Source organism: Vibrio echinoideorum (genome assembly GCF_024347455.1).
In the GTDB taxonomy this organism is placed as follows: domain Bacteria; phylum Pseudomonadota; class Gammaproteobacteria; order Enterobacterales; family Vibrionaceae; genus Vibrio; species Vibrio echinoideorum.
Genome location: NZ_AP025483.1, coordinates 38,890 through 63,829 on the forward strand (window position 1 = coordinate 38,890; position 24,940 = coordinate 63,829).

Here is a 24,940-nt window from a genome sequence, read left to right on the forward strand (position 1 = left end):
CTATGTCGAGTCGTAAACAAGCAAGACTGGAAGCGAAGAATTTCATTGATTCTTTATCCGTACAACCTTATCCAAATTCAAAAAAAGCTTACATCCAAGGATCTCGAGCGGACATTCAAGTCCCTGTCCGAGAAATATCACTCGCTGATAGCCTTGTGGGTGGCAGCAAAAAAGAGCCTGTATTCGAACCTAATGTACCTATTCAAGTTTACGATACCTCCGGTGTTTATACAGACCCTACACACGAAATAGACCTGTATAACGGTCTTCCTAAGTTGCGAGAGCAATGGATTGATGAGCGTGGCGATACGGAACTGTTAGACGATGTAAGCTCTGTTTACACCAAAGAACGTTTAGAAGATGAAACCCTAGACGACCTTCGTTACGGCAATCTACCTAGAATTCGTCGTGCTACAGGTAACCAATGTGTTACCCAGCTGCATTATGCTCGTCAAGGCATTATCACTCCTGAGATGGAGTACATTGCAATACGTGAGAATATGGGACGTCAGAAGTTTGCTGATGAGCAGCTTAATCATCAACACCCTGGCCATAACTTCGGTGCCAACCTACCGAAAGAAATTACCCCTGAGTTCGTGCGCAAAGAAGTTGCAGAAGGTCGAGCTATTATCCCTTCAAACATCAATCACCCAGAATCAGAACCTATGATTATTGGCCGAAACTTCTTAGTGAAAGTGAACGCCAATATCGGTAACTCTTCAGTAAGCTCTTCGATTGAAGAAGAAGTTGAGAAGCTAGTCTGGTCGACTCGCTGGGGTGGCGATACCGTGATGGACCTTTCCACCGGCCGTAATATCCACGAGACTCGCGAATGGATCTTGCGTAACAGTCCGGTGCCGATTGGTACGGTTCCTATGTATCAGGCGCTTGAAAAAGTGAATGGCGTTGCGGAAGACCTTAACTGGGAAGTGATGCGTGATACCTTGATTGAACAAGCAGAGCAGGGTGTTGATTATTTTACTATCCACGCAGGTTTACTGCTTCGTTACGTCCCTATGACCGCTAAGCGTGTGACTGGCATTGTCTCTCGCGGCGGTTCTATCATCGCGAAATGGTGCCTTGCACATCATCAAGAAAGCTTCCTTTATACCCACTTCCGTGAGATCTGTGAGATCTGTGCGAAGTACGATGTTGCTCTGTCATTAGGTGATGGCCTGCGTCCGGGTTCGATTGCTGATGCTAATGATGAAGCTCAATTCTCGGAATTACGTACTCTAGGTGAGTTGACTAAAGTGGCTTGGGAATACGACGTTCAGGTGATCATTGAAGGTCCTGGGCATGTACCAATGCACCTAATCAAAGAGAATATGGACGAGCAGTTAGAGCACTGCCACGAAGCACCTTTCTATACTTTAGGTCCACTGACGACAGATATTGCCCCTGGTTACGACCATATTACCTCTGGTATTGGTGCCGCCATGATTGGTTGGTACGGCTGTGCGATGCTCTGTTATGTCACTCCTAAAGAACATTTAGGCTTACCAAACAAAGAAGACGTGAAGACTGGCTTGATTACTTACAAGCTGGCAGCACATGCAGCAGACTTGGCAAAAGGACATCCGGGCGCACAAATCCGCGACAATGCATTATCAAAGGCGCGTTTTGAATTCCGTTGGGAAGACCAATTTAATCTAGCTTTAGATCCGGAAACCGCGCGTTCTTTCCATGATGAAACTCTGCCACAAGAGTCGGGTAAGGTTGCTCACTTCTGCTCTATGTGTGGACCTAAATTCTGCTCGATGAAGATCTCTCAGGAAGTACGAGAGTATGCGAAAGACACCGAACAAGTGGCGGCTGATCAGGCTATCGAAATTAAGATGTTGGATAACCCGTTGGAAGGAATGCGTCAGAAATCACAAGAGTTCCGTGATACCGGCTCTGAACTTTACCACCCTGCAGTAGGTGCAAAAGAAGCTCAACTAGAGGAATAATGACAGTGAAGATACTCATCCCATCTCAAAATATTGAGTTAACGGGAGAGGTGCAGAACTGTCTATTGGTTGCTAAGCGACAAGGCTTTGCAACCGATGCAGTTGAGTTGGGCGTAAGCCCAACTCAATACTTCTCTATCGTTGATGCTCAGCAGGCGTTATCTATTGGCTTTGCTCATGATGTTGATTCATTGACGGTGTGTCAGCTAGCAGAACTGAACCATGTTGTTGATTACAGTCATTCAGTGGCGCTAGCTGGCGTCTGCGATGCTTTGGTACAAACTCCGAATACTATCTATATTGGTGTCTTAGATGATTCGGCTGTATTGGATATCTGGTCACACCTAGATGCTAATCGTGCTATCAATAGTGCAACTACAGCTCATCAGGAATTAGATAATCGCGGCCATTTTGCCTGGTTACTTACTTTGTTGGCGTTGGAGTTCCCACTAGAAGACGCACTAGTTTTAGCTCGATCAGCATCTAATGTTTCACGTGGAACATGGCCTGCACATTACCAAAATTTTCCTATCCCTGTTCTTGAAGATCAACTATTGGACATAAGCGTAGGTTGGGCTAACCAAGGGACATCACTTTCTTTTCCTGAGTTGAATAAGAGTAGCCTCGGTTTATACCCCGTAGTTGATGATGTCGAGTGGATCGAAAGATTACTCAAGCTTGGAATCAACACTGTCCAACTACGTATTAAGAACCCGCTGCAAGCGGACTTAGAACAACAAATCACACGATCTATCGAGCTTGGTCGAGAGCATAACGCTCAAGTTTTTATCAATGATTACTGGCAGCTTGCACTCAAGCATGACGCTTTTGGTGTTCATTTGGGGCAAGAGGATATTGAAGAATCAAACCTCTCACAGTTGAGCCAAGCGGGTATAAAGATTGGTTTATCGACTCATGGCTATTACGAGTTACTGCGCATTGTTCAAATCAACCCAAGCTATATTGCGCTAGGCCACATCTTTCCAACAACGACTAAGCAGATGCCATCAAAGCCTCAGGGTATAGTTCGTTTATCTCTGTATCAACAGCTGATTGATACTATCCCATATACAAAAGAACTCACCGGTTATCCGACGGTTGCTATTGGTGGTATTGACCAATCGACAGCTGAGCAGGTGTGGGATTGTAGGGTGTCGAGTTTGGCGGTTGTTCGTGCGATTACATTAGCGGAAGACCCTAAAAAGGTGATCGAATTTTTCGAAAAACTGATGGCGTCAAAACCTCCAGCTCTCAAAGAAGAGGTTATGCAGGAGCCTAGCTATGCTGAGTGACTTTGAATTTATTCGTTATCAACGACAAATTGCGTTACCTGAAGTCGGTGAACAAGGACAACGAAACCTATTAAATAGCCATGTGTTAGTGATTGGTTGTGGTGGCTTAGGTAATGCTGCGGCTCTTTACCTTGCAGCTTCTGGTGTTGGAAAGATCGTGTTGGTTGATGATGACTGTGTGGATTCATCTAACCTGCAACGACAGGTCGCGTTCAAAGAAATTCAGTTAGGTTCGCCTAAAGTCGAAGCTTTGAAGCAACAACTGAGCGAGCTCAATAGTCGCAGCCAAGTAAGAACCATCAATCAGCGAATGAGTGAAAGTCAGCTTGAACTTGAAGTGATGCTCGCTGATTTGGTGTTGGATTGTACTGACAACTTTAAGTCACGCCACCAGGTTAACCAAGCATGCTTCGGTAGCAATACACCTTTGATTTCCGGTTCTGCAATTGGCTGGAAAGGCCAGTTTATTGTCTTTGATTATCAGAATCAGAAAGGGTGCTATCACTGTTTGTTTCCGTTCAGTCATCACCCACAAACGACTCGTTGTAGCGATAGCGGCATCATAGGCCCGGTTGTTGGCACCATAGGTAACCTTCAAGCTTTGGCTGCCATTCAACGTTTAACTCGTGGTGAGTTTCAGGTAACAACACACCAGCTCAAACTGTTCGATGGCCAAACGATGAATTGGCAAAACTTAATGGTCACTCAAGATAGTGAATGTCCCGTGTGCAGTACGTCTGCAGTTAAGCATTTAGAAGAAGAAATCCAATGAGTCATATAACGATCTCTATAAACGAGCAACCAGAACAGGTCGCGCACTTGTCGTCTCTAGCGGACATTATCCAGGCTCTATCACTACCTGATCTGGGTTGTGTATTTGCAATCAATAATGCGGTTGTCCCGCGCAGCCAGTGGCAACAAACTGTCGTCAATGAAGGCGACGCTATTTCTCTTTTCCAAGCTATAGCAGGAGGCTAACCATGTTAACTATCGCTGATAAAACGTTTCAATCACGACTCTTCACAGGAACGGGTAAGTTCGCGAACAAGCACTTGATGGCGAGTGCTATTGAAGCTTCGGGCTCGCAACTGGCAACCATGGCGTTGAAGAGAGTTGATATTCGTTCTGAGCAAGACGACATTTTACAACCCATCATTGATGCTGGCGTGAACTTACTACCGAATACGTCAGGCGCTAAGAATGCAAAAGATGCTGTCTTTGCTGCGCATTTGGCTCGTGAAGCGCTAGGTACAAACTGGCTTAAACTGGAAATTCATCCAGATCCAAAGTACTTGATGCCAGACCCAATAGAGACGCTTAAAGCTGCTGAGCAACTGGTTAAAGATGGTTTTGTTGTGTTGCCTTACTGCCATGCCGATCCAGTATTGTGTAAATGCTTGGAAGAGGTGGGTTGTGCTGCGGTTATGCCGCTAGGTGCGCCAATTGGTTCAAACAAAGGTATCGCTTCGGCAGACTTCTTAGAGATAATTATCGATCAAGCGAATGTTCCTGTGATTGTTGATGCGGGCATTGGTGCACCATCTCATGCTGCTCGTGCAATGGAAATGGGTGCGGATGCTGTTCTAGTGAATACTGCGATAGCTGCGTCTCAACAGCCCGTTGATATGGCGATTGCCTTTAAGTTGGCGGTAGAAGCAGGGCGTATGGCTTACCTTGCTGGACTTGCAGGAAAAGTATCTCACGCGGTTGCTTCGAGCCCGTTAACTTCATTCCTAGACGAGTAGTATTGCTATGACGTTTGTTGATCGATTTAAACAGCTCAACTGGGATGACATTGGTATGTCTATCTTCAGTAAAACGGCAGCGGATGTTGAACGTGCTCTGAGTAAACCCAAACGCGACTTAGAAGACTTTAAGGCGCTGATCTCTCCGGCGGCAGAACCTTACTTAGAGCAGATGGCACAACAATCGCTAGCGCTAACTCGTAAGCGATTTGGCAATACAATGTCGCTTTATATTCCTTTGTACCTGTCTAACCTGTGCGCTAATGCGTGCACGTATTGTGGCTTCTCAATGGAGAACCGTATCAAGCGCCGCACACTTACTTTGGATGAAATTGATGCCGAAAGTGCGGCTATCAAAAAGATGAAGTTCGATAGCGTTTTGTTGGTCACCGGTGAACATGAAACTAAGGTCGGGATGAATTACTTTCGACAGGTGTTGCCGAATATTAAAAAGCAATTTAACTACCTTGCAATGGAAGTGCAGCCGCTTGATCAACATGATTACGCAGAGCTTAAAACTCTCGGCTTAGATGCTGTTATGGTTTACCAAGAGACCTATCAACCCAGAACTTACGCTGAGCATCATCTACGTGGCAATAAAATGGATTTTGAATATCGCCTTGAAACTCCCGATCGCTTGGCAAAAGCGGGGATCGATAAAATAGGTATAGGTGCCTTGATTGGTTTGGAAGATTGGCGAACCGACTGCTTCTTTGTTGCTGCTCACTTAGATTACCTAGAGTGCACTTATTGGCAGACTCGCTATTCAATTTCATTCCCGCGTCTTCGCCCGTGCGAGGGTGGAGACAGTAATGGAGGCTTGCAGCCTAAGTCGATCATGAACGATAAACAGTTGGTTCAGCTTATCTGCGCATATCGACTCTTAAACCCTGAGGTCGAGTTATCTCTATCTACTCGTGAGTCAGCAACCTTCCGCGATAATGTGTTGCCATTGGGAATCACGAGTATGTCGGCGGCTTCTAAAACCCAACCTGGTGGTTATGCTTCGGGTGAGGAAGAACTCGAACAGTTTGAGATAAGTGATGAGAGAAGTGCTGCCGATGTTGAGTCGATGATTCGTAAGCGTGGTTTCGACCCAGTATGGCGAGATTGGCACAGTGCCTATTCTGGTTAATCAACATATTGGTTGATGTTCCACGTGAAACATCGACGAAGTTCTATCGACAAACAAAAACGGCTACCTTTAGGTAGCCGTTTTTCTATTTAACTTAGCAAGTTCGTTTTGGTTCAGTTAACAGCTTAGCGAAGCATTAAGCGTGAGCTAATGGTGTCGTTGATTGGCGTAGCCATTCCAACGTATCACCTTCAACTAGTGGACTAACGTCGTCCCATACTTTCTGATGGTAGTCGTTCAGCCATGCCAGTTCAGGTCGTGTTAGTAAATCAACATTGATGTTGCGCTTATCGACAGGGCAACGAGTTAGTGATTCAAACGTCAGTACAGAGAAGTCACCCTGAGTTGGCAGCTCAACAACCAGTTCTAGGTTCTCGATGCGGATACCAAATTCATCAGCACGGTAGTAACCCGGTTCGTTTGATAACACCATACCTTCAACTAGAGGCACGTCGATCAACTTCTTAGAGATGCTTTGCGGTCCTTCATGAACACTTAGGAAATGACCAACACCGTGACCAGTACCGTGGTCGTAGTCGAAGCCTTCTGCCCATAAGTGCTGACGCGCTAGGATATCCAGTTGGAAACCACGAGTACCTTGAGGGAAACGTGCACGTGCAATGCCGATGTGACCTTTCAGTGCGAGAGTGAACTGCTGAATCATTTCATCGCTTGGTTGGCCAATCGCGATAGTACGAGTGATGTCGGTTGTACCATCTAAGTACTGGCCGCCTGAATCGACTAGGTACAAAGTATTCAGTTCTAACTGACCTGGTTCAGGTTGGTTCTCATGGTTGTAGTGACACATAGCTGCGTTTCCGCCTGCTGCTGAAATTGTGTCAAAACTTAGGTCCATCAGCGTTGGGTCTTGCTCACGGAACGACTGGACTTTGTCAGCCAATACCGCTTCGTTGTGCAGGTTACCTTGTGCGACTTCTGCATCAATCCAAGATAGGAATTTCGCCATCGCTACGCCATCACGAATGTGACACGCTTTCATGCCGGCAATTTCAGTTTCGTTTTTAGCGGCTTTTGGCATTAGACATGGGTCTGCTGCTTCAATGATATGAGCGCCAGCGTTTTGCAGAACAAGCGTGTACCAAGCATTGCTTGTGCCTGAATCTACAGATACATTTTTGCTTTCTAAAGACTGAAGGCGCGCTTCAAGCTCTGATGGGTGGGAAACGCGAATACCATTACCAACGTGTGCTTCAAAGCCTGCTGGGATGCGTGCTGGGTCTAGGAAGAAATCGACGCTTTCATCGGCGTGAATGATAGCGTTGGATAGTACAACAGGTAGGCGTGATACGTCTAAACCACGAACGTTAAGCAACCAACAGATTGAGTCAAGCTCGGTAAGGATAGCGGCGTCTGCACCTTTTGCTTTTAACAAGGCAGCAATCTCAGCGCGCTTACTCTCGCTTGATTGACCAACGGCGTTTGTTGCCATTAGGCGCACATCAGACACTACAGGCTCAGGACGATCAGACCAAAGCTCATCAATCGGGTTTGCTGATAGCGTTGTTAGCTCAACTTTATCTGCTAGTTTTGCTTGTGCGCCTTTCAACCAAGCGGCAGTGTGCATGCGTGGGTCGAATGCAACCTTACTGCCTTGTGGTAATGAATTGACGATCCAATCTAAAGCCGGTTCTTCAATAAGGTGGCGATACTCAAATAACTCTGCTGGCACCTGCTTACGAACCTGAACGGTATAGCGACCATCAACAAAAATAGCAGCAGTTTCACGAGTAATAACAGCGGCACCTGCAGAGCCTGTGAAACCTGTTAACCAGTGAAGTCGCTCGTTATGAGCTGGAACGTATTCACCTAGATATTCGTCTTCGTGTGGAATGATAGCGGCATCTAGGTTGTTTGTTTCAAGCCAAGCTCGAACCGCAGCAACGCGTTCAGCAGTGATATTGTGCATCTGTGTTTATCCTTATTGTTAGGGTCCTTGTTAACACTCACCATAGATAGACAGGTGAGGGGACTTATTAGGTCAATAAGCTAGCGCTTTTGTTCGTTTGCTGCAAACGCTGTACGCCATTTTTATCTAAGGTGCAGAGTTTTTTCTTTGATGATATCTCGCAACCAAGTTAAGGCTGGGTCATTTTCTCTGTCACGGTGCCAAAATAGAGTGTATGCCATCGGCGGGAATTCCATAGGTAAAGGAACAACCACTAAATCGAGTTGCTTGGCGACCAGGTAAGTAAAGTGGCTTGGTGCTGTAAACACAAAGTCGGTGTAGGTACACAGGCTCGCCGCGCTATTGAAGTCTGGAACTGAAATAGCGATATCACGTTGGTGGCCAAGATCGGCAAGTTTGTAGTCTAATAGCCAACGGTCATTACCATCACACCTTACTTGTACATGACGCTGCGCAAGGTAGGTTTCTAGATCCCACTTACCACTCAGTGCAGGGTGGTTGCGTCTTAACACACACATCTGTGCATCGCGGTAGATCTCTTGTTCGCAGATGTCGTCTGGCGGCAGCATGGTTAAACGCGCATCGTTGATGTCGATGTCTTTGCCTGTGAGTCCGATATCTAGTTCACCAAGCTGCAGTTTCTTAAAGGTTTGCTCTGTCCACGCGTGGGTGTTGATATTGACCTTAGGCGCTTGCCGAAATATTGCGGGTAAGAAGTGCGGAAGAATCAGTGGGTAAACACTCTCAACGGCTGCAATATGAAAACTGTGGTCACTGTTGTTGGGAATGAATGTCTCTGGTTGGGTCAGTACATCAAGTTGATTGATCAGTGTTTCTAATCGAGGCTTGAGAAAAACAGCTTTCGGTGTTGGTCGTAGGCCATGGGCACTTCGCGTAAAAAGGGGATCATTAAATTGCTCACGAAGCTTGGCTAACGACTTACTCACAGCCGATTGGCTCAAGCATAATCGATGTGCGGTGCGCGTGACACTCAGCTCTTCCATCAGCACCTGCAAGCAAACCAATAGATTGAGGTCGAGGCGTGATAGTTTCTCGATATTCATGTGAGTTTCCTATTTGGAATAATGCTAATGAGTATATGCCATTTTTGTTCATATCTTTAGTCCGTTATTATGCATCCAAATTAACTCATCCGGAGAATCTTGTGCCTTCTAACGCGCTTCCAAATCCTAGCAAATTGCAGGTTGCACTACTTGCAATGCTGGTTCTATTTAGCCCTTTGGCTATTGATATTTATCTACCAGCTCTGCCACAAATTTCGACAGCGTTTCACGTGGAACATGCACTAGCACAAGATACGATTACTTGGTTTTTATTCGCCATGGGTGTCGGGCAATTATTTGCAGGCCCTTTGGCTGATAAGTTAGGGCGTCGAACCGTTGCATTGGGAGGTGTTAGTATCTATGCATTGAGTGCTTGCTTGGCGTGGGCAGCTCAGTCGATTGATATGATGCTAATAGCTCGGCTGTTACAAGGCTTAGGAGCTTGTGCGACTTCTGTAGCAGCCTTTGCAACGGTTCGCGATCTATTTGGCCCGCAGAAGAGCGGCCGAATGATCAGTTACCTTAATGGTGCGATCTGTTTTATCCCTGCATTGGCACCGATTCTTGGGGCTTGGTTGACTCAACAGTTTGGCTGGCGCTCGAACTTCAGCTTTATGGCTGTGTTCGCTGTCGTGGTTGGCACCATTTTGTTTTTCCAAATGAAAGAGTATAATCCAGCGACAGAAAAGGTCGCGGTGTTTAAACTAGAGCGTTACTGGTCGGTACTGAAAACACCATCATTCATCTTCCATGCGACATTGTGCTTGATGGCGATGGCTGTAATCCTTGCTTACGTTACCTCTGCACCTGTTGTGTTGATGGAAAACCTCGGTTTGACGATGAATGAATTTACCTTCTGGTTTGGTATTAACGCGGTTATCAACATCATTGCTGCATTCACTGCCCCTAAATTTATGGACCGTTTTGGTACTTATAAGGCGTTAGTTGTTGGTATCTCAACACTTGGTTTAGCGGGTGTGGTGATGTTGATACTTGCAGACCAAGCGACGGCTATTGCATTTATGTTGCCTATCTTCTTATCTTCAGTTGGTTTCGCTTGGATTCTAGGTGCAGCAGCGGGTAAAGCGTTAGAACCTTTTGGTGACCGTGCGGGTACAGCAGCTGCACTACTTGGTTTGTTCCAAATGAGTGGCTCAGGATTGCTTGTTGGAACCATGCAACGTCTTGATTTAACATCGCAGGTGATGATTGCACTGCAAATGTTCCTTATTGTTCCAGCACTGTTGGTGCTTGCGAGCAAGGCGGGTAAGTCATGGCATACGACGTTTGCAAATGCATAAGTTACAAGGGTGATAAAATATACAAATGGCGGTTTGCGAAACGTTAAAACATGGTATATTTGTCACTCATTGAAACGTTAATACCACAACGGAAATACTGTAATGTCATTAACAACCTACGAAATGGCGCGCATCTTAGAACAAATGGAAGATGCACCTGAAAAGGTCATGTTTGGTAAATTGCTTAAAGAGCTAGGAAACCAAAGTGAAGAGCGTATTCGCAGTGCGGCAAAACAAGTTCCAATCGATACTTTGCGAGATATCATCTACCAATTTCAGCGTGTGATTGAGTCTCGTAAAGGTGAACAGGTTCAGCTATTAGCAAAAGAGTTAGCAGAACAAGGTATCTCTGCTGAAGAACTACAGGCTTTTCTAAACAAGTAGTTTATCCCAGATAAAAAGAAACCACTCGATTGAGTGGTTTTTTGCGTTTAGGGCTAGGTAAATTTAAGAGCGATGTGAAATAGGTCTAGCTTGCGAATTGTTTTCTTAATATTCGATCAAGCGACATTGGTCCGGCTCCCCATACCACGACGATGAGAATCATTAGTCCCCATAGTTGATGATCATAGAACCCTTGTGCCCACAATACAGGGTATGACACGACGGCCATGATATTGAAAACGAATAACGCTGCAGCCATTGGTCGGGTTAACAAGCCAAGTGCTAAGAACACCGGCAGAATCAATTCTGCTGCAGTACCCATGTAGGCAGCAAGTTCCCAAGGTAACAGTGGCACCTGGTATTCCAATTCAAACAAGTAAAGAGTGCTATCCCATGTGGCTATCTTGGTTAACCCAGAGTTAAAGAAGACCCACGCCACCCATAGGCGGCAAAACAAAAGTAGCAGAGGAATAAAAAGCGCCTGTGATTTCTCAACCAACGCATCGTATTGAACCATCACGTTCGTGACTGTGTTGTTATCCATGTTATGTCTCCAATTCATCATTGAGTGAGAAACCTGAGATGACGTTGAGTGCCATTACAGTATTAAGGTGTTGTAGTCGTGAGGGATTTATTGCCGCGAGCGTTTGGCCTGATTGCAATTCGGTTAATAGTTGGTGGCATTCTTCTGTCAAACAATGACTCTCAATTTGTGAATTCTCAGCTCGGATTAACACCCCAAATTCAGGTTGGTTGATGTCTAACCCGTCGAGTTGTTGCTGATAGATAGCTTGCTCAAGCGCGATCATCGTATAGCTAGAATTGACTAGCGTTATTGAATCTTGGAGATGGAAGACCAAAGCGCCTTGCTGTTCTTGTGGCACATCAGCTAAACAAGAAAGGGGGCGTTGGTCGACATGTGATTCTGAAACACATCTGACTAAGCTATCTTTTTTCCATTCATACAAAGCCACTTCAGCGAGATAAGGGGCAGCCTCAATAACGGCAGGAAAGGCTTGGATAGTCTGTTCAAAATGTTCTCCGTAACCACTGACATCACCAGAGGTTGATGGATAACTTAAGACATGTCGACGAGCCATCTGTTGGAAGCATTCTTCACCAACCAGCATTTCAGTGAGTGGATACGTAGCAGCCAGTACTTCGCTCAAGCTAATCACAAAGTTATTACGGTAAATCTGAATGCGTTGCTCATCAGTAAAATGGTCGCTCACTATGTCGCAATGCTCACCATTATTTTGGTAGCGTAGGGCGTTAGCAAATTCCAATTGAACATCTGCTAGGGAGTGGCTCATGATGCGCGACTCCTTTGGTTGAATTTGTAGTGTTGATACAAGATATCACTGGCTTTGGTTGCTTCAGCCAACAATATTTGTGGCTCAGGAATATCTAAATCCCATTCAATCAAGGTATGGCGCGAACCATGTTGTGCTATCCAGTCAGTGTAGAGTTTCCACACTTCGTCACAGACAGGTTTGCTGTGTGTATCTATCCAGATCTCACCTTGTTCGAGTTTCTTTTTGGTAAAACCTGCCAAGTGAATCTCTTCCACTTTGTCTGCAGGAATTCCACTTAAGTATTCTTCACAGCTGAAGCCATGATTAAAAGATGAGACAAAAATATTATTGAAATCGAGTAATAGTCGACACCCGGTGCGCTTCTGTACCTCTGCCAAAAATTCCCACTCTGGGATAGTTGAATGCTTGAAGGCGAGATAACTGGATGGGTTCTCAATTAGCATAGGGCGTTGTAGGCTATCTTGAACCTCTAACACGTTACGGCAAAAGACTCCTAACGCCTCTTCGGTATAAGGCAGCGGTAATAAGTCATTGAAGTAATGACCGCCAGTTTGGCTCCAACTTAGGTGGTCAGAAACCAAGAACGGTTCGATGTCATCGATGAGTTCTTTCAACTGCAGCAAGTGATTGGGGTTGATGCGATCAACTGAACCTAGAGACAATCCAACACCGTGACAACTTATACTGTGGGCGTTACGTATTTCTCTGAGTTGTTGGCGTTGCGGTGATTGAGCTAAAAAGTAGTTCTCGCTGTGAACCTCTAACCAACTTACTAACGTTGGATTTTGGCTAAAGAAGTCCAAGTGAGGTGTTCTAAGGCCAACCCCTGCATTGGGATGAAGAGTGTCAGTCACAACGGTTCTCCTAATAGGAAGTGGAGGTGAGCCGAATTTCAGCTCACCATACTTAGCAGCTCAATTATGATGATTGAGTGTCACCACCTGATAATTTGCCACATAGTCCTTTAGGAACGACCACGAATGCATCGGATTGGTTGTCTTCTTTTGCTGTACCCGCACATGAGCTTGTTTTGGTTGCACAATCATTTTGGCCAGCTTTTGCCACGCCGTAGCATTTTTCTTTTGCTGCTGCTTCCGCAGGTGCTGATGTAAGAACTGCACCGCCGAACGCTAGTACACTTGTGATTGCAGCTGTAACAGCAAGATTAGAATTTTTCATAGTCATTCCCTCTAGACTTAATTTGATTTACACATAGCAGGTTATAGAATTGTTAACTTGCTTACTAAAAAGGATAGGAAGAACCAGGAAATAATTTCACAGCATTATTAAAATAATCGATATTAATGATGTGTTGTTATTTAAGTTATTGATTGTGTGATGTTATTTTTTGACTGTTTTTTCTTCTTATTATCCTAAACGCAGCCTAGTGTTTAGGTTATAATCAACTTTTATGTATAAATACCCAGTAGTGAGCATATCCAATGATAGATCCTTCGCTTTTACTCGATGGCCTAAACGATAAACAACGTGAGGCGGTCGCAGCACCTTTAGAAAACCTACTTATTCTGGCTGGTGCTGGCAGTGGTAAAACGCGAGTGTTGGTGCATCGTATTGCTTGGCTGCAAAGCGTAGAGCAAGCATCGCCGTTTTCTATCATGTCAGTAACCTTCACCAATAAAGCGGCAGCAGAGATGCGTGGCCGTATTGAAGAGTTGATGATGGGAAGTTCATCGGGTATGTGGAACGGTACCTTCCACGGTATTTGTCACCGCATTCTTCGAGCTCACTACCTAGATGCAAAACTGCCAGAAGATTTCCAGATCATTGATTCAGATGATCAGATTCGTTTACTACGTCGCTTAATCAAGGCGCAAAACCTTGATGAAAAGCAGTGGCCTGCCAAGCAAGCTTCTTGGTGGATCAATGGTAAGAAAGACGAAGGGCTACGCCCAAGTCACATTGACGCCTACCATGATCCAATAACTCAAACGTGGTTAAAGGTCTACTCTGCTTACCAAGAGGCATGTGATCGTGCTGGCTTGGTCGACTTTGCTGAAATCTTGTTGCGATCGCATGAATTACTGCGCGATAAGAAACACATCCGAGAGCACTACCAAGCTCGCTTCAAGCATATCCTTGTCGACGAGTTCCAAGATACCAACAACATTCAATACGCTTGGCTACGTATGATGGCAGGCCCGGATTGTCGCGTGATGATCGTGGGTGATGATGACCAATCTATTTATGGTTGGCGCGGCGCGAAAATCGAAAATATTCAAAAGTTCTTGGATGAATTCCCAGGAGCTTCAACGGTTCGACTCGAACAAAACTATCGTTCAACCAAAACCATTTTGCAGGCGTCGAACGAGCTTATTTCGAACAACACCGAGCGTATGGGTAAAGAGCTGTGGACCGATGGCAACGATGGTGAGCCAATCTCTGTGTACTCGGCTTACAATGAGCTAGATGAAGCGCGTTTCACGGTAAGCAAAATCAAAGAGTGGCAGGAGAAAGGCGGAGCACTAGAAGATACGGCAATGCTATATCGTAATAACGCCCAATCTCGTGTTCTTGAAGAAGCTTTGATTCAAGGTGGCCTGCCTTACCGAATCTACGGTGGCATGCGATTCTTCGAGCGTCAGGAAATCAGAGATGCTTTGAGCTACCTGCGCTTAATGAGTAACCGCAGCAATGATGCGGCATTCGAACGTGTCGTCAATACGCCGACTCGTGGCTTGGGTGATAAAACGTTAGAAACGATTCGTCTTGCAGCGCGTGATCGTGGTGCAACCATGTGGGAAGCCAGTGTTGCTCTGATAGAAGAGCAAGTGTTACCAGGCCGTGCTGCGGGTGCTTTGAGCCGCTTTATCGAGCTTATCAATGCACTTGAAGATGACACCATAGAACTGAGGCTTCATGAGCAAACCGACCACGTGATCAAATCGTCGGGCTTGTTTGCGATGTACGAGCAAGAGAAAGGCGAGAAGTCGAAGGCTCGTATTGAGAACTTGGAAGAATTGGTAACGGCAACGCGTCAGTTTGAAAAACCAGAAGAAGCAGATGAAATGAGCATGCTAACGGCATTCTTAACTCATGCGGCTTTAGAAGCGGGTGAAGGTCAGGCTGATGAGTTTGATGATGCGGTTCAGTTAATGACCCTGCATAGCGCCAAAGGCCTAGAGTTCCCAATGGTATTCATGGTGGGTGTCGAAGAAGGCATGTTCCCAAGCCAAATGTCCGCCGAAGAAGCGGGGCGTTTAGAAGAAGAGCGTCGCCTGTGTTATGTAGGTATGACTCGTGCGATGGAGAAGCTTTACATCACTTACGCAGAGATGCGTCGTTTGTATGGTCAGGACAAGTACCACAAACCATCGCGCTTTATTCGCGAGTTACCTGAGACATGTCTGGATGAAGTGCGTATGAAAGCGCAAGTGAGCCGCCCTGCAAGCAGTGGTCGCTTTAGCCAAACCGCAGTGAAAGAGAACTTTAACGAAACGGGCTTTAGCTTAGGCTCTCGCGTTAAGCACCCTAAGTTTGGTGAAGGTACCATCATCAACTTTGAGGGAAGTGGTCCGCAGAGCCGAGTTCAAGTGGCGTTCAACGGTGAAGGTATTAAGTGGTTAGTCACGGCCTACGCTCGATTAGAGCAGCTTTAATCTGCTACTTCGGTATCTAAAAATCGTTTATTATTAAAAACAGAAAGAGCAGCCAATGGCTGCTCTTTTTATTGCTCTGTACCGACCTAAATTAGGTTAATACGAGCTTAAAGCATTTCTGCCTAAGCGTGAGACTTACAGTGCTGCAAGTGCCGCTTCGTAGTTTGGTTCTTCAGTGATCTCTGCAACCAACTCGCTGTGCGTTACCACACCTTTCTCATCAACAACGACAACTGCACGTGTTGTTAGGCCAGATAATGGGCCTTCAGCAATCGCCACGCCGTAGTCTGATGCGAACGCAGGAGAACGGAAAGTCGAAGCGTGTTGAACGCCTTCAATGCCTTCTAGTTCGCAGAAGCGACCAGCAGCAAACGGTAGGTCAGCAGAAATACAAACCACAACCGTATTTTCAAGCTCTGCTGCTTTTGCGTTGAACGTACGTACGCTCGTTGCACAAGTTGCTGTATCGATGCTTGGGAAGATATTTAGAACCACTTTCTTGCCTTTAAGAGAAGCAAGAGTCAGTTCAGAAAGATCGCCTGCAGTCAGTGCAAAGCTTGGTGCTTGTTCGCCAGTTTGTGGGAATGTGCCTGTTAGCGGTACAGCAGCGCCTTTGAAGGTAACGTGTGACATGAATTTGTCCTTAGTTTAATTATGGTTATGAAACTAGTTGAGCCTAGTTCGACTTACGTTACTCTGAAGTGGTTAAGAAGTGAATGCTTTAATATCAGAATTATTATTAAACGTATTGAGCTTTCGGTTTGCAGGCGAAGTAGAAGGTCAATTGGAAAGTAATGGATTAAGGTATAGATAAAGAAAAACCCCGAGAGCTTACGCTCATCGGGGTCTGTAGTCTTACTCGCAGCAATCCGGCTACTAAGTGTGCTCCATGCATCAAATCCATGATAGTGTGCTGTTATCCTTCAGCGTATTCCTTTCGTCGCCATCCTAGCGGTGTCCTTGATCTTATCCTGATCTGCCAACAATCCTCGTTAGCGCGCGTCACTTGTTCCTTGAGCGGTGTCCTTTACATCATCCTGATGTTCAGTCTTTTCCTCGTCCAGAGGTGTCCATTGTCTTTCCTTAGTAGCAACCATCCTAGTTACTATTGCGTCCATTCAATGTCCATTTCGCTATCCATGCCGATTATTCATCCTGAGTAATCGAATCTTCATCCTGAAGATAACCAAATCCTTGGCGTTTCCTGTTCCGTGTCAGCATCCTTCCGACACCGTTTATATTACCGATTCCTTACTTATCAGCAATGGTGCATAAGCGAATTTCTATATAACTATTTGAATGATAAATATACGTTTTGTTTTATTTCAATAGGTTACGCTTGTGGTGTGCTTATTTTCTCAGTTAAATAGCGATATTACTCACTGCCTTGTGAGAGATCTCGCACAAGGTAGCGAGTAAAAAGGGAGGGTTATTTCTTATTGGCCAATAGCTGCACCTTCACGACGAGGGTCTGCAGCCCCTTCAAGGCCATCTTTTGTGATGCGAATCGCGTGTAAACCAGAGTTAAGATCGCGAACGTTGACCTCAAATCCCATCTTTTCTAGCTCTGGTTTGAAGTTCTCCGCTGATGTTCCTTTTTCCAAATCTAGAGTGCCGAAACGGTTAAGGAAGTGTGGTTGATTGATGGCTTGCTGAATATCCATGTCCCATTGGGTATGCGCAATGATCGCTTGCGCCACATAACCGATGATACGACTGCCGCCCGGAGAACCAATCGCCATGTAAGGTTTATCATCTTGCATGATGATGGTAGGAGCCATTGAAGAGCGTGGACGCTTACCCGGTTCAAGTCGGTTGGCGATAGGCTTACCATCGTTGTGGGTCTTGAATGAGAAGTCGGTCAGTTCGTTATTGAGCAGGAAGCCTCTTACCATCAAGCGTGAGCCAAAGGCATTCTCAATGGTGGTGGTCATCGACACGACATTGCCATCGCTATCAACAATATTGAAGTGGCTGGTGGACGGCAATTCAATAGAAACATCTTGGCTTCTTTGCATTGCGTGATCCCACGGTGGTGTGCCCGATGGTGCGCTTTCTAATGCCTTACCGGCGGTAATTAACTGAGCGCGTTCCTGCAAATAGTCAGTATTCACTAACCCTTGGGTTGGCATCGGTACGTAATCTTGATCGGCCATGTACATACCACGGTCAGCAAAGGCTAAGCGAGAAGCGTCTGCTAACACTTGCCAAGATTTTGCGCTGTTTGGCCCCCATGATTTCAGGTCAAACTGCTCGGTCATCGTTAATATTTGTCCAACCGTTAATGCTCCTGAGCTCGGTGGCCCCATTCCACATACTTGATAACTCTCATAAGCGGAACAAACTGGCTTGCGCTGCTTGATTGAATACGCGTCGAAGTCTTTCTGTGCTAATACGCCCGGGTTACCTTTCGCTGTTTGTACTGTGTTAATGATGTCGGCAGAGATCTCACCTTGGTAAAAGGCCTTAGCACCGTTCTTAGAAATAGCGTTTAACGTTGCCGCGTACTCTGGGTTTTTAAGTTGAGTACCTGCTGCTTTTGGGCTGCCATCGGTATTAAAGAAGTAGGCTTTGGTTGTCGCAAAACGACTTAGACGTTCTTGATCGTTTTCGATCAAGGTAGCTAAACGTGGACTGACGGTAAACCCTTTTTCAGCCAGTTGAGCGATAGGCTTGATCAGTGAGGCCCATTCTAGCTTGCCGTATTTTTGGTGAGTATCCCACAACAATTGAACCGTGCCGGGCGTGCCAACTGAGCGACCACCAACCACAGCATCATAGAATTTAAGTGGTTGTCCGTTTTCATCTTGGAATAGACGTGGTGTTGCATCAAGTGGTGCAGTTTCACGACCATCGTAGGTTTTGAGTTGCTTGTCTTTACCATCAAAATAAACAAGGAACGCGCCACCACCAATACCTGATGACTGAGGCTCAACTAAGCCAAGCATAAGCTGTACGGCAACCATAGCATCAACGGCGTTACCACCTCGAGCGAGCACGTCAGCACCGGCTTGTGTCGCCAACGGGTTGGCCGCAGTGACCATCCAATCATTAGCTTTGACGAGTTGTTTGGTTTCTAAACCACTACTTTGTTCCGGTGCGACGGCATCGGCAGCTTGATTTGCCCAACTGACATGGGAGGCAAAAAGTAGGGTAGAAGTAGCGAGGGTTGTTAGTTTTGTTTTCCACTGCATGATCTTCTCCTTTTAATATGCAGAGCTAGATTGACAGTGGAAATAACATTTAGCCAGTGTATTGTTAACGAATTGTAATCTTGATTCTAATTTAGATCAGCAACGAGGATGCCGATTGCCAAAGAATGCTGACGCCAATAATGGTAAATACTGCACCGCATAAGCCATCGATATAGACAGTCGCTTCATGCAATTTTTTCTGCAGAGTTTTGGTGGAAAGCATCCAAGCTAATAGCGAAAACCAAAACAACGATAGGCCAAATAAGATCAGCAGAGCAAAGCCTTTACCAGAAAGAGACATGTCAGCAGGTACTAGGCTCGACATCAAACTAATAAAGAACACTAACGCCTTTGGGTTGAGAATATTAGTCGCAAACCCTTTAGAAAATGCCTCACGCTTATTGGTTAGAATGAGATCCTTTGAATTGACTGTATCAATGTCATCATCGTGATGTTGAATGATGTGCCAGGTCGCCTTCAATGCACCGTAGCCTAAGTACAATAAATAGCTGCCACCTGCCAGTTGAATGATCGCAAATAGGGTCGGTTGCTGGTGAACGAGATAACTTATCCCCGTCAGGCTCAGCAATGAGTGCAGCAAGATCCCGCAAGATAGCCCTAAAGCAATGTATAAGCCCGTTTGTCTGCCGTGACGAGTCGCATTTTGCACGACTAACGCAAAGTCAGGGCCGGGGCTCATCAAAGCGATGAAGTGGATAGAGGCTAGGGTGATCAGTATGGTGACTTCGTTCATCGTCAGTTCTCAATAACGTTGCCGCTATTTTTAAATAAGTAATCGTATTGAGCGTAGCTTACCGTGATTTGAAATCGAGCAATTGTAAATTATCAACACTTAGTTGATTTGTGACGGTGGGACACCGAATGTGGTTTTGAAGGCTTTAGAGAAGTGGGCTTGATCATAGAAGCCTACTTGGTGCGCGACCTTGGTACCACATATCCCTGACTTAATCAGACGCATGCTCTGTTCCATACGTAAACGGCTCAGCCATGCATAAGGCGTAATGCTCATTCTGTTTTTAAAGTGGCGTTGGAATTGAGTCGTGGTTAAGCCGCAGAGCTCAGAGAGTTGTTCTAAGCGAACGGGCTGGTCAAGGTTAGCCATTAAGTATTCTTTCAAAGTATGAATCGATTGGGTGCCGAGTTTAATTTGGCTTTTGGATCCAAATTTCGCATAACGATCGACAATCGTCGAGAATCCTTCGAAAGGTAAGCAATCTTGAGCGAGCTGGCTGATGTTTTGACTGATTAACAGGCCATGCAGGTTACACAGTTGTGAAAAAGCCGCTTGATCGGAGAGGATCAACTCCGAAAAGCCTAATGTGTGACCATTTTTCTTGGGATCGGCAAGATCTTGAAACCATTGGGGAGAAACGGCAAATACACTGACTTGATAACCTGAATCGAGTTTGGAGTGACCATCATGAAGCTCGTCTGGTGGCATGATAACGACTTGGCCAGCACCGACATGATGACTTGTTCCTTGATAGACAAACTTTTGTTGGCCTTGAGTGATCAAGCCAATGTGAAAGTCCAAATGATAGTGGCGCTGAAAAGCAAACTCTTGGTATTGAGCTTGGATAAGGCTGATATCTTCTGTGGGTGTAGAGTAATAGTGGACTTTATCCATGATACAAAAAAGCTTGGTCAAATAGTCATCAATTTAACCAAGCTTATCTTCGTCATTCGTAATTGTCTTGTAAAAAACGATCAGTGTTACTGCTTAGCTCGTTTATTCTTTCTGTTGTTACGCAATCCATCAAAGCTAAATATAACCAGTGCTCCCCAAATAAAAGCAAATGTGATCGCTTTATCTGAGGTAAAGGTTTCGCCGTAAATCAGAACGGCCAACAAGAACATCAAGCTCGGGCCTATGTATTGGAAGAAACCGAGTGTCGATAGTTTTAAACGTGTTGCTGCACCCGTAAAGCACAGCAATGGAATGGTAGTAATAACGCCTGCAGCAACTAATAATAAGTTGAGCTGCATCGGGTTCATCGATAAGTCTGAAGTTGGACTGTCTGCAATAAACAGTAAGTAGGTAGCTGCGAGTGGCAACATTACCAGAGTCTCAATGAATAAACCGGTTTGCGCTTCTAAGCTGACTTTCTTACGTAATAGGCCATAAAAACCAAAGCTAAAGGCTAGGGCAATAGCTACGATCGGCACTGAGCCAAACGCAATCAACTGGATTAATACACCAATGGCAGCCAGAGCCACTGCAAACCATTGTAGTTTACGTAAGCGTTCGCCAAGGAATAGCATCCCGAGTAACACGTTAATCAACGGGTTGATGTAATAGCCTAAGCTAGCATCAAGCATGTGATTGGAATTCACCGCCCAAATAAAGATTAACCAGTTAGCACCCACCAAGATCGAAGTCACTACCAAATAAAGCATTTTTGGTTTTGAGGTTAAGGTGTCACGAACTTTGCGCCAGCTGCGGCCAATGTGTAGTAAGAAAGCGAGTAGAAAAAAGGACCAGACTACACGGTGGCTAAGGATCTCTAGCGGGGAGACGTCACTTAAGGATTTGAAATATATAGGGGCGATACCCCACATTGTGTAGGCACCAACTGCAAGTAAAACTCCTTGGCGCGTACGTTGTTGTTCTTCAGGGGTCATACAACTTTCTCTGGCACTGAGTGCTTATTAATAAGATTTATAAGAGAGTTGGTCAGTATAGGAGCGTTAACCCTTTTCACCTAACAATTTGCGGTTTAATTCGCCAGCGTTCCCCTCTACAATGTGCGCCTTGCTTGCGAATGATGCTGGCTGATTTTATACCTCGATTAGGAACCACAATGACCGCCACTCTGATTGCTGAGCAAATACCGACTCCCGCGAATGATGCGCAAAACATCTTACAAGATGTGTTTGGCTATCAAGACTTTCGTGATGGTCAGCAAGAGGTCATCGATCTTGCCGTTGAAGGTAAAGATAGCTTGGTTATTATGCCAACCGGCGGCGGTAAATCTTTGTGTTACCAAATCCCAGCGTTGGTTCGCGAAGGGCTAACTTTGGTTATCTCGCCACTTATCTCGTTGATGAAAGACCAAGTTGATCAGCTGAAAGCCAATGGTGTTGCTGCTGAGTGTATAAACTCATCGATGCCAAGGGAGCAGTTGTTGAGCGTATTTAATCGTATGAACTCAGGGCAGCTTAAAATGATCTATGCCTCTCCTGAGCGAGTGTTGATGCGTGACTTTATCGAGCGCCTACAAGGTCTACCTCTTTCAATGATTGCAGTCGATGAAGCGCACTGTATTTCTCAATGGGGGCACGATTTCCGCCCTGAATACGCATCATTAGGCCAACTTAAACAGTATTTCCCGCATGTGCCTTATATGGCGCTGACGGCAACTGCCGACGATGCGACGCGTAAAGATATTATTTCGCGTTTGCAGCTGGTGGAGCCGCATACTTACTTGGGTAGCTTTGATCGCCCGAATATTCGCTACAACCTGGTTGAGAAACACAAGCCGGTGTCACAGGTGGTTCGTTACCTAGAAACACAGAAAGGCAATTGCGGCATCATCTATTGTGGTAGCCGAAAGAAAGTGGAAATGGTTACCGAGAAGCTGTGTAACAACGGTATTCGTGCTGCGGGTTATCACGCAGGCATGGACACTGATGAACGCGCTTACGTTCAAGATGCTTTCCAGCGTGATGATATTCAGATTGTTGTCGCGACCGTGGCCTTTGGTATGGGAATCAACAAACCCAACGTGCGTTTTGTGGTGCACTTTGATATCCCGCGTAATATCGAATCTTATTATCAAGAAACAGGCCGGGCAGGTCGTGATGGCTTACCCGCGGAAGCAATGATGCTGTTTGACCCTGCTGATATGGGGTGGCTGCGCCGAATGCTTGATGAAAAAGAAGAAGGCCCGCAAAAACAAGTTGAGATGCACAAGTTGAATGCGATGAGTGCCTTTGCTGAAGCGCAAACCTGTCGTCGTCAGGTGTTGCTCAACTACTTTGGTGAATATCGCGAGAAGCAATGTGGTAACTGCGATATCTGCCTGGATCCACCAAAACACTTTGATGCAACCCAAGAAGCGCAAAAGGCGTTATCTTGTGTTTATCGTGTTAATCAATCATTTGGTATGGGCTACGTGGTAGAAGTGATGCGTGGTATGCAGAACATTCGTGTTCGTGATAATGGTCACGACAAGTTATCTACTTACGGTATTGGTCGTGACCATAGCCATGATTATTGGATCAGCATCTTCCGTCAGTTGATTCACAAAGGCTTACTGTTCCAAAATATTACTCGCAACTCGACTTTACAGCTGACAGAAGAGGCTCGCCCGCTGCTGCGTGGTGAAATGCCTTTGGAGCTTGCTGTACCTCGTTTAGATACCGCGGTACGTAATGCTAAATCAGATAAGCTGAGCAGTAAGAACTACGATAAGAAGCTATTTGCAAAACTGCGTAAGTTACGTAAGTCGATTGCTGATGAAGACAGTTTACCGCCATACGTGGTATTCAGTGATGCAACTCTAATTGATATGGCTGAAATCTTGCCAACATCCTACGGTGAGATGCTGGCAGTGAATGGTGTTGGTCAACGCAAACTCGATAAATACGCTGATCCATTCTTAGATTTGATTCAAGAACACATCACTACACACGGTTAATCGATGAGTTTGTAGAAGCGGCTAGCTTATAAGAACGGTTAGTTCATAGAAAAAGAATAAGGTTGATAGGGACATGACAACACAAACAGAATTTGGGTTAAGAGAGTACTTGGCTGACGAAGGGCGTTTATTGATTACGTCTCCAAGTTTTGATTTTGATTCTTACGAAGTGTTAGGTGAAAAGCTGGTGGCGTTACTGTCAGCGTCTGTTGTCGAAAAACAATGGGATGCCGATATGCATTCTTGGTTGATTGATTTTGAAGACTGCCGGATGTTTTTAAAATCTGAACATTACAGTGAATCAATCTGGTTTGAGTCGTTAAACGCTGAAGAAAGCCGAGAAGAGTTTGATTATCTCGCGACGCTTTTCAAGCGTGGCTTCTAACTTCAAGCGCGGTTTCTAATTTTAGGCATAGCACCTAAAAACCTCGCTTTAAAAAACATAGCTTCTAACGCCATTCACCAATAAAAGTGAGAATAAACGTTTGCGTTTGTTCTCACCGTTGCAGCCAATATTGATTAATGTATAATCGCTCGCCGCTCAATAGAGCAATTTATAGATACATTTTTTAATTCACATTATTGGTAAGAGCTTTCTTGGTTTATTCGAAGAAATGACTCGATTTGGGTTCCCTCACCCCCAAACCAAACTAAAAAGGTACAGCATGAGTAACTTTACCCCTGCGCAACAGCGCAAAGCCCTAGCATTATTAGTTTTGTTCCATTTGGTCATTATTGCATCAAGCAACTATCTGGTTCAGCTCCCTTTTACCGTCTTCGGTATGCACACCACTTGGGGTGCTTTCACTTTCCCGTTTATCTTCTTAGCGACTGACCTGACCGTACGCATTTTTGGCGCGCAGCTTGCTCGTAAAATCATTTTCTTAGTGATGTTACCTGCACTGGCCGTTTCCTATTTATTGTCTGTCGTGTTCTTTGAAGGCTCATTTCAAGGCTTTAGCCAACTAGGCGAGTTTAACTTATTTGTTGCACGTATCGCTGCGGCGAGCTTCATGGCTTACTTGCTTGGTCAGATCTTGGATGTGCATGTTTTCAACCGTCTACGTCAGCTTAAACAATGGTGGGTAGCACCAACTTGTTCAACTCTATTCGGTAATGCGCTGGATACTGTCGCTTTCTTTGCGATTGCTTTTTACCAAAGCCCAGATCCATTTATGGCTGAGCATTGGACTGAGATTGCGTTGGTTGATTACGGCTTCAAACTTATCATTAGCTTAGGTCTGTTTGTTCCTATGTACGGTGTGCTTCTAAATTACGTCGTTAAAAAGCTAACTGCTGTAAATCCAGACTTCAAAGCAACCGGTGTTAATGCGTAAATCTTAGTAGTTGGT

Annotated in this window: 23 protein-coding genes; 12 read left to right on the top strand and 11 right to left on the bottom strand. The window is 45.3% G+C overall.

Going from position 1 to position 24,940, the window contains the following annotated elements:
• The first annotated feature begins 2 nt into the window (after positions 1–2).
• From thiC to thiH, 6 genes are read left to right on the top strand one after another with little or no spacing between them, the layout of a single operon-like run.
• Complete coding sequence (gene thiC, locus OCV36_RS00170; RefSeq protein ID WP_135459191.1) at positions 3–1,952, top strand: phosphomethylpyrimidine synthase ThiC; 1,950 nt, start codon at positions 3–5, stop codon at positions 1,950–1,952.
• Entirely contained in the window at positions 1,952–3,244 is a 1,293-nt protein-coding gene (locus OCV36_RS00175; RefSeq protein WP_135459193.1) for a thiamine phosphate synthase, read from the top strand. Before thiC ends, OCV36_RS00175 begins: the two co-directional genes overlap by 1 nt.
• The gene (locus OCV36_RS00180; RefSeq protein WP_135459195.1) at positions 3,234–4,016 is read left to right on the top strand and encodes a HesA/MoeB/ThiF family protein; all 783 of its coding nucleotides are present in this window, start codon (positions 3,234–3,236) and stop codon (positions 4,014–4,016) included. Before OCV36_RS00175 ends, OCV36_RS00180 begins: the two co-directional genes overlap by 11 nt.
• Positions 4,013–4,222 carry a sulfur carrier protein ThiS gene (thiS, locus tag OCV36_RS00185; protein WP_017085664.1) on the top strand — a complete coding sequence of 70 codons (210 nt, stop codon included), beginning with the start codon at positions 4,013–4,015 and terminating at the stop codon, positions 4,220–4,222. Before OCV36_RS00180 ends, thiS begins: the two co-directional genes overlap by 4 nt.
• 2 nt (positions 4,223–4,224) lie before the next feature.
• Positions 4,225–4,989 carry a thiazole synthase gene (locus OCV36_RS00190; RefSeq protein ID WP_135459196.1) on the top strand — a complete coding sequence of 255 codons (765 nt, stop codon included), beginning with the start codon at positions 4,225–4,227 and terminating at the stop codon, positions 4,987–4,989.
• A gap of 7 nt (positions 4,990–4,996) precedes the next feature.
• Positions 4,997–6,124, top strand: a complete 1,128-nt coding sequence (gene thiH / locus OCV36_RS00195) for a 2-iminoacetate synthase ThiH (RefSeq protein ID WP_135459198.1) — start codon at positions 4,997–4,999, stop codon at positions 6,122–6,124.
• A 136-nt stretch (positions 6,125–6,260) separates the two neighbouring features.
• Here thiH and OCV36_RS00200 read toward each other — a convergent pair whose 3' ends face one another.
• Both OCV36_RS00200 and OCV36_RS00205 read right to left on the bottom strand, forming a co-directional pair.
• Complete coding sequence (locus OCV36_RS00200) at positions 6,261–8,051, bottom strand: aminopeptidase P family protein (protein ID WP_135459200.1); 1,791 nt, start codon at positions 8,049–8,051, stop codon at positions 6,261–6,263.
• Between the two features lie 122 nt (positions 8,052–8,173).
• A complete protein-coding gene (locus OCV36_RS00205; RefSeq protein ID WP_012605070.1) occupies positions 8,174–9,115 on the bottom strand; it encodes a LysR family transcriptional regulator in 942 nt (313 codons plus the stop codon).
• 101 nt (positions 9,116–9,216) lie between these two features.
• On the opposite strand from OCV36_RS00205, the gene OCV36_RS00210 reads away from it, so the two are divergent.
• Both OCV36_RS00210 and tsrA read left to right on the top strand, forming a co-directional pair.
• On the top strand, positions 9,217–10,416 hold the full coding sequence (locus OCV36_RS00210) for a multidrug effflux MFS transporter (protein ID WP_210114742.1): 1,200 nt from the start codon (positions 9,217–9,219) through the stop codon (positions 10,414–10,416).
• Between the two features lie 102 nt (positions 10,417–10,518).
• Positions 10,519–10,800 carry an H-NS-like global regulator TsrA gene (gene tsrA / locus OCV36_RS00215; RefSeq protein WP_017075887.1) on the top strand — a complete coding sequence of 94 codons (282 nt, stop codon included), beginning with the start codon at positions 10,519–10,521 and terminating at the stop codon, positions 10,798–10,800.
• An 85-nt stretch (positions 10,801–10,885) separates the two neighbouring features.
• On the opposite strand, the gene OCV36_RS00220 is transcribed toward tsrA, so the two are convergent.
• The 4 genes from OCV36_RS00220 to OCV36_RS00235 form a co-directional block, all read right to left on the bottom strand.
• On the bottom strand, positions 10,886–11,344 hold the full coding sequence (locus OCV36_RS00220; RefSeq protein ID WP_135459204.1) for a DoxX family protein: 459 nt from the start codon (positions 11,342–11,344) through the stop codon (positions 10,886–10,888).
• 1 nt (position 11,345) lies between these two features.
• Positions 11,346–12,113, bottom strand: coding sequence for an HvfC/BufC N-terminal domain-containing protein (locus OCV36_RS00225; RefSeq protein WP_135459206.1), 768 nt, complete (start codon positions 12,111–12,113; stop codon positions 11,346–11,348).
• Positions 12,110–12,970 carry an MNIO family bufferin maturase gene (gene bufB / locus OCV36_RS00230; protein WP_135459208.1) on the bottom strand — a complete coding sequence of 287 codons (861 nt, stop codon included), beginning with the start codon at positions 12,968–12,970 and terminating at the stop codon, positions 12,110–12,112. The genes OCV36_RS00225 and bufB overlap by 4 nt, the downstream gene beginning before the upstream one ends.
• 64 nt (positions 12,971–13,034) lie before the next feature.
• Positions 13,035–13,295 (bottom strand): BufA1 family periplasmic bufferin-type metallophore, encoded by a 261-nt coding sequence (locus tag OCV36_RS00235; protein WP_016783738.1) that lies wholly within the window; start codon positions 13,293–13,295, stop codon positions 13,035–13,037.
• A 263-nt stretch (positions 13,296–13,558) separates the two neighbouring features.
• On the opposite strand from OCV36_RS00235, the gene uvrD reads away from it, so the two are divergent.
• Positions 13,559–15,733: a DNA helicase II gene (uvrD, locus tag OCV36_RS00240; protein ID WP_065112057.1), complete on the top strand. Its 2,175-nt coding sequence runs from the start codon at positions 13,559–13,561 to the stop codon at positions 15,731–15,733.
• 135 nt (positions 15,734–15,868) lie between these two features.
• On the opposite strand, the gene tpx is transcribed toward uvrD, so the two are convergent.
• The 5 genes from tpx to rarD form a co-directional block, all read right to left on the bottom strand.
• Positions 15,869–16,366, bottom strand: coding sequence for a thiol peroxidase (gene tpx, locus OCV36_RS00245; RefSeq protein ID WP_065205766.1), 498 nt, complete (start codon positions 16,364–16,366; stop codon positions 15,869–15,871).
• Between the two features lie 803 nt (positions 16,367–17,169).
• Positions 17,170–18,927, bottom strand: a complete 1,758-nt coding sequence (gene ggt / locus OCV36_RS00250; RefSeq protein ID WP_135459210.1) for a gamma-glutamyltransferase — start codon at positions 18,925–18,927, stop codon at positions 17,170–17,172.
• A 91-nt stretch (positions 18,928–19,018) separates the two neighbouring features.
• On the bottom strand, positions 19,019–19,681 hold the full coding sequence (locus OCV36_RS00255) for a LysE family translocator (RefSeq protein ID WP_017075880.1): 663 nt from the start codon (positions 19,679–19,681) through the stop codon (positions 19,019–19,021).
• Positions 19,682–19,780: 99 nt separating this feature from the next.
• Positions 19,781–20,575 carry an AraC family transcriptional regulator gene (locus OCV36_RS00260; protein ID WP_135459212.1) on the bottom strand — a complete coding sequence of 265 codons (795 nt, stop codon included), beginning with the start codon at positions 20,573–20,575 and terminating at the stop codon, positions 19,781–19,783.
• 86 nt (positions 20,576–20,661) lie between these two features.
• On the bottom strand, positions 20,662–21,570 hold the full coding sequence (gene rarD / locus OCV36_RS00265; protein ID WP_135459214.1) for an EamA family transporter RarD: 909 nt from the start codon (positions 21,568–21,570) through the stop codon (positions 20,662–20,664).
• A 179-nt stretch (positions 21,571–21,749) separates the two neighbouring features.
• On the opposite strand from rarD, the gene recQ reads away from it, so the two are divergent.
• The 3 genes from recQ to OCV36_RS00280 all read left to right on the top strand — a co-directional run bounded on the left by recQ (position 21,750) and on the right by OCV36_RS00280 (position 24,925).
• Positions 21,750–23,588 carry an ATP-dependent DNA helicase RecQ gene (recQ, locus tag OCV36_RS00270; protein ID WP_017075877.1) on the top strand — a complete coding sequence of 613 codons (1,839 nt, stop codon included), beginning with the start codon at positions 21,750–21,752 and terminating at the stop codon, positions 23,586–23,588.
• Positions 23,589–23,661: 73 nt separating this feature from the next.
• Positions 23,662–23,973 (top strand): DUF3630 family protein, encoded by a 312-nt coding sequence (locus OCV36_RS00275; RefSeq protein WP_017075876.1) that lies wholly within the window; start codon positions 23,662–23,664, stop codon positions 23,971–23,973.
• 280 nt (positions 23,974–24,253) lie between these two features.
• The gene (locus OCV36_RS00280; RefSeq protein ID WP_029225164.1) at positions 24,254–24,925 is read left to right on the top strand and encodes a 7-cyano-7-deazaguanine/7-aminomethyl-7-deazaguanine transporter; all 672 of its coding nucleotides are present in this window, start codon (positions 24,254–24,256) and stop codon (positions 24,923–24,925) included.
• Positions 24,926–24,940 lie beyond the last annotated feature (15 nt).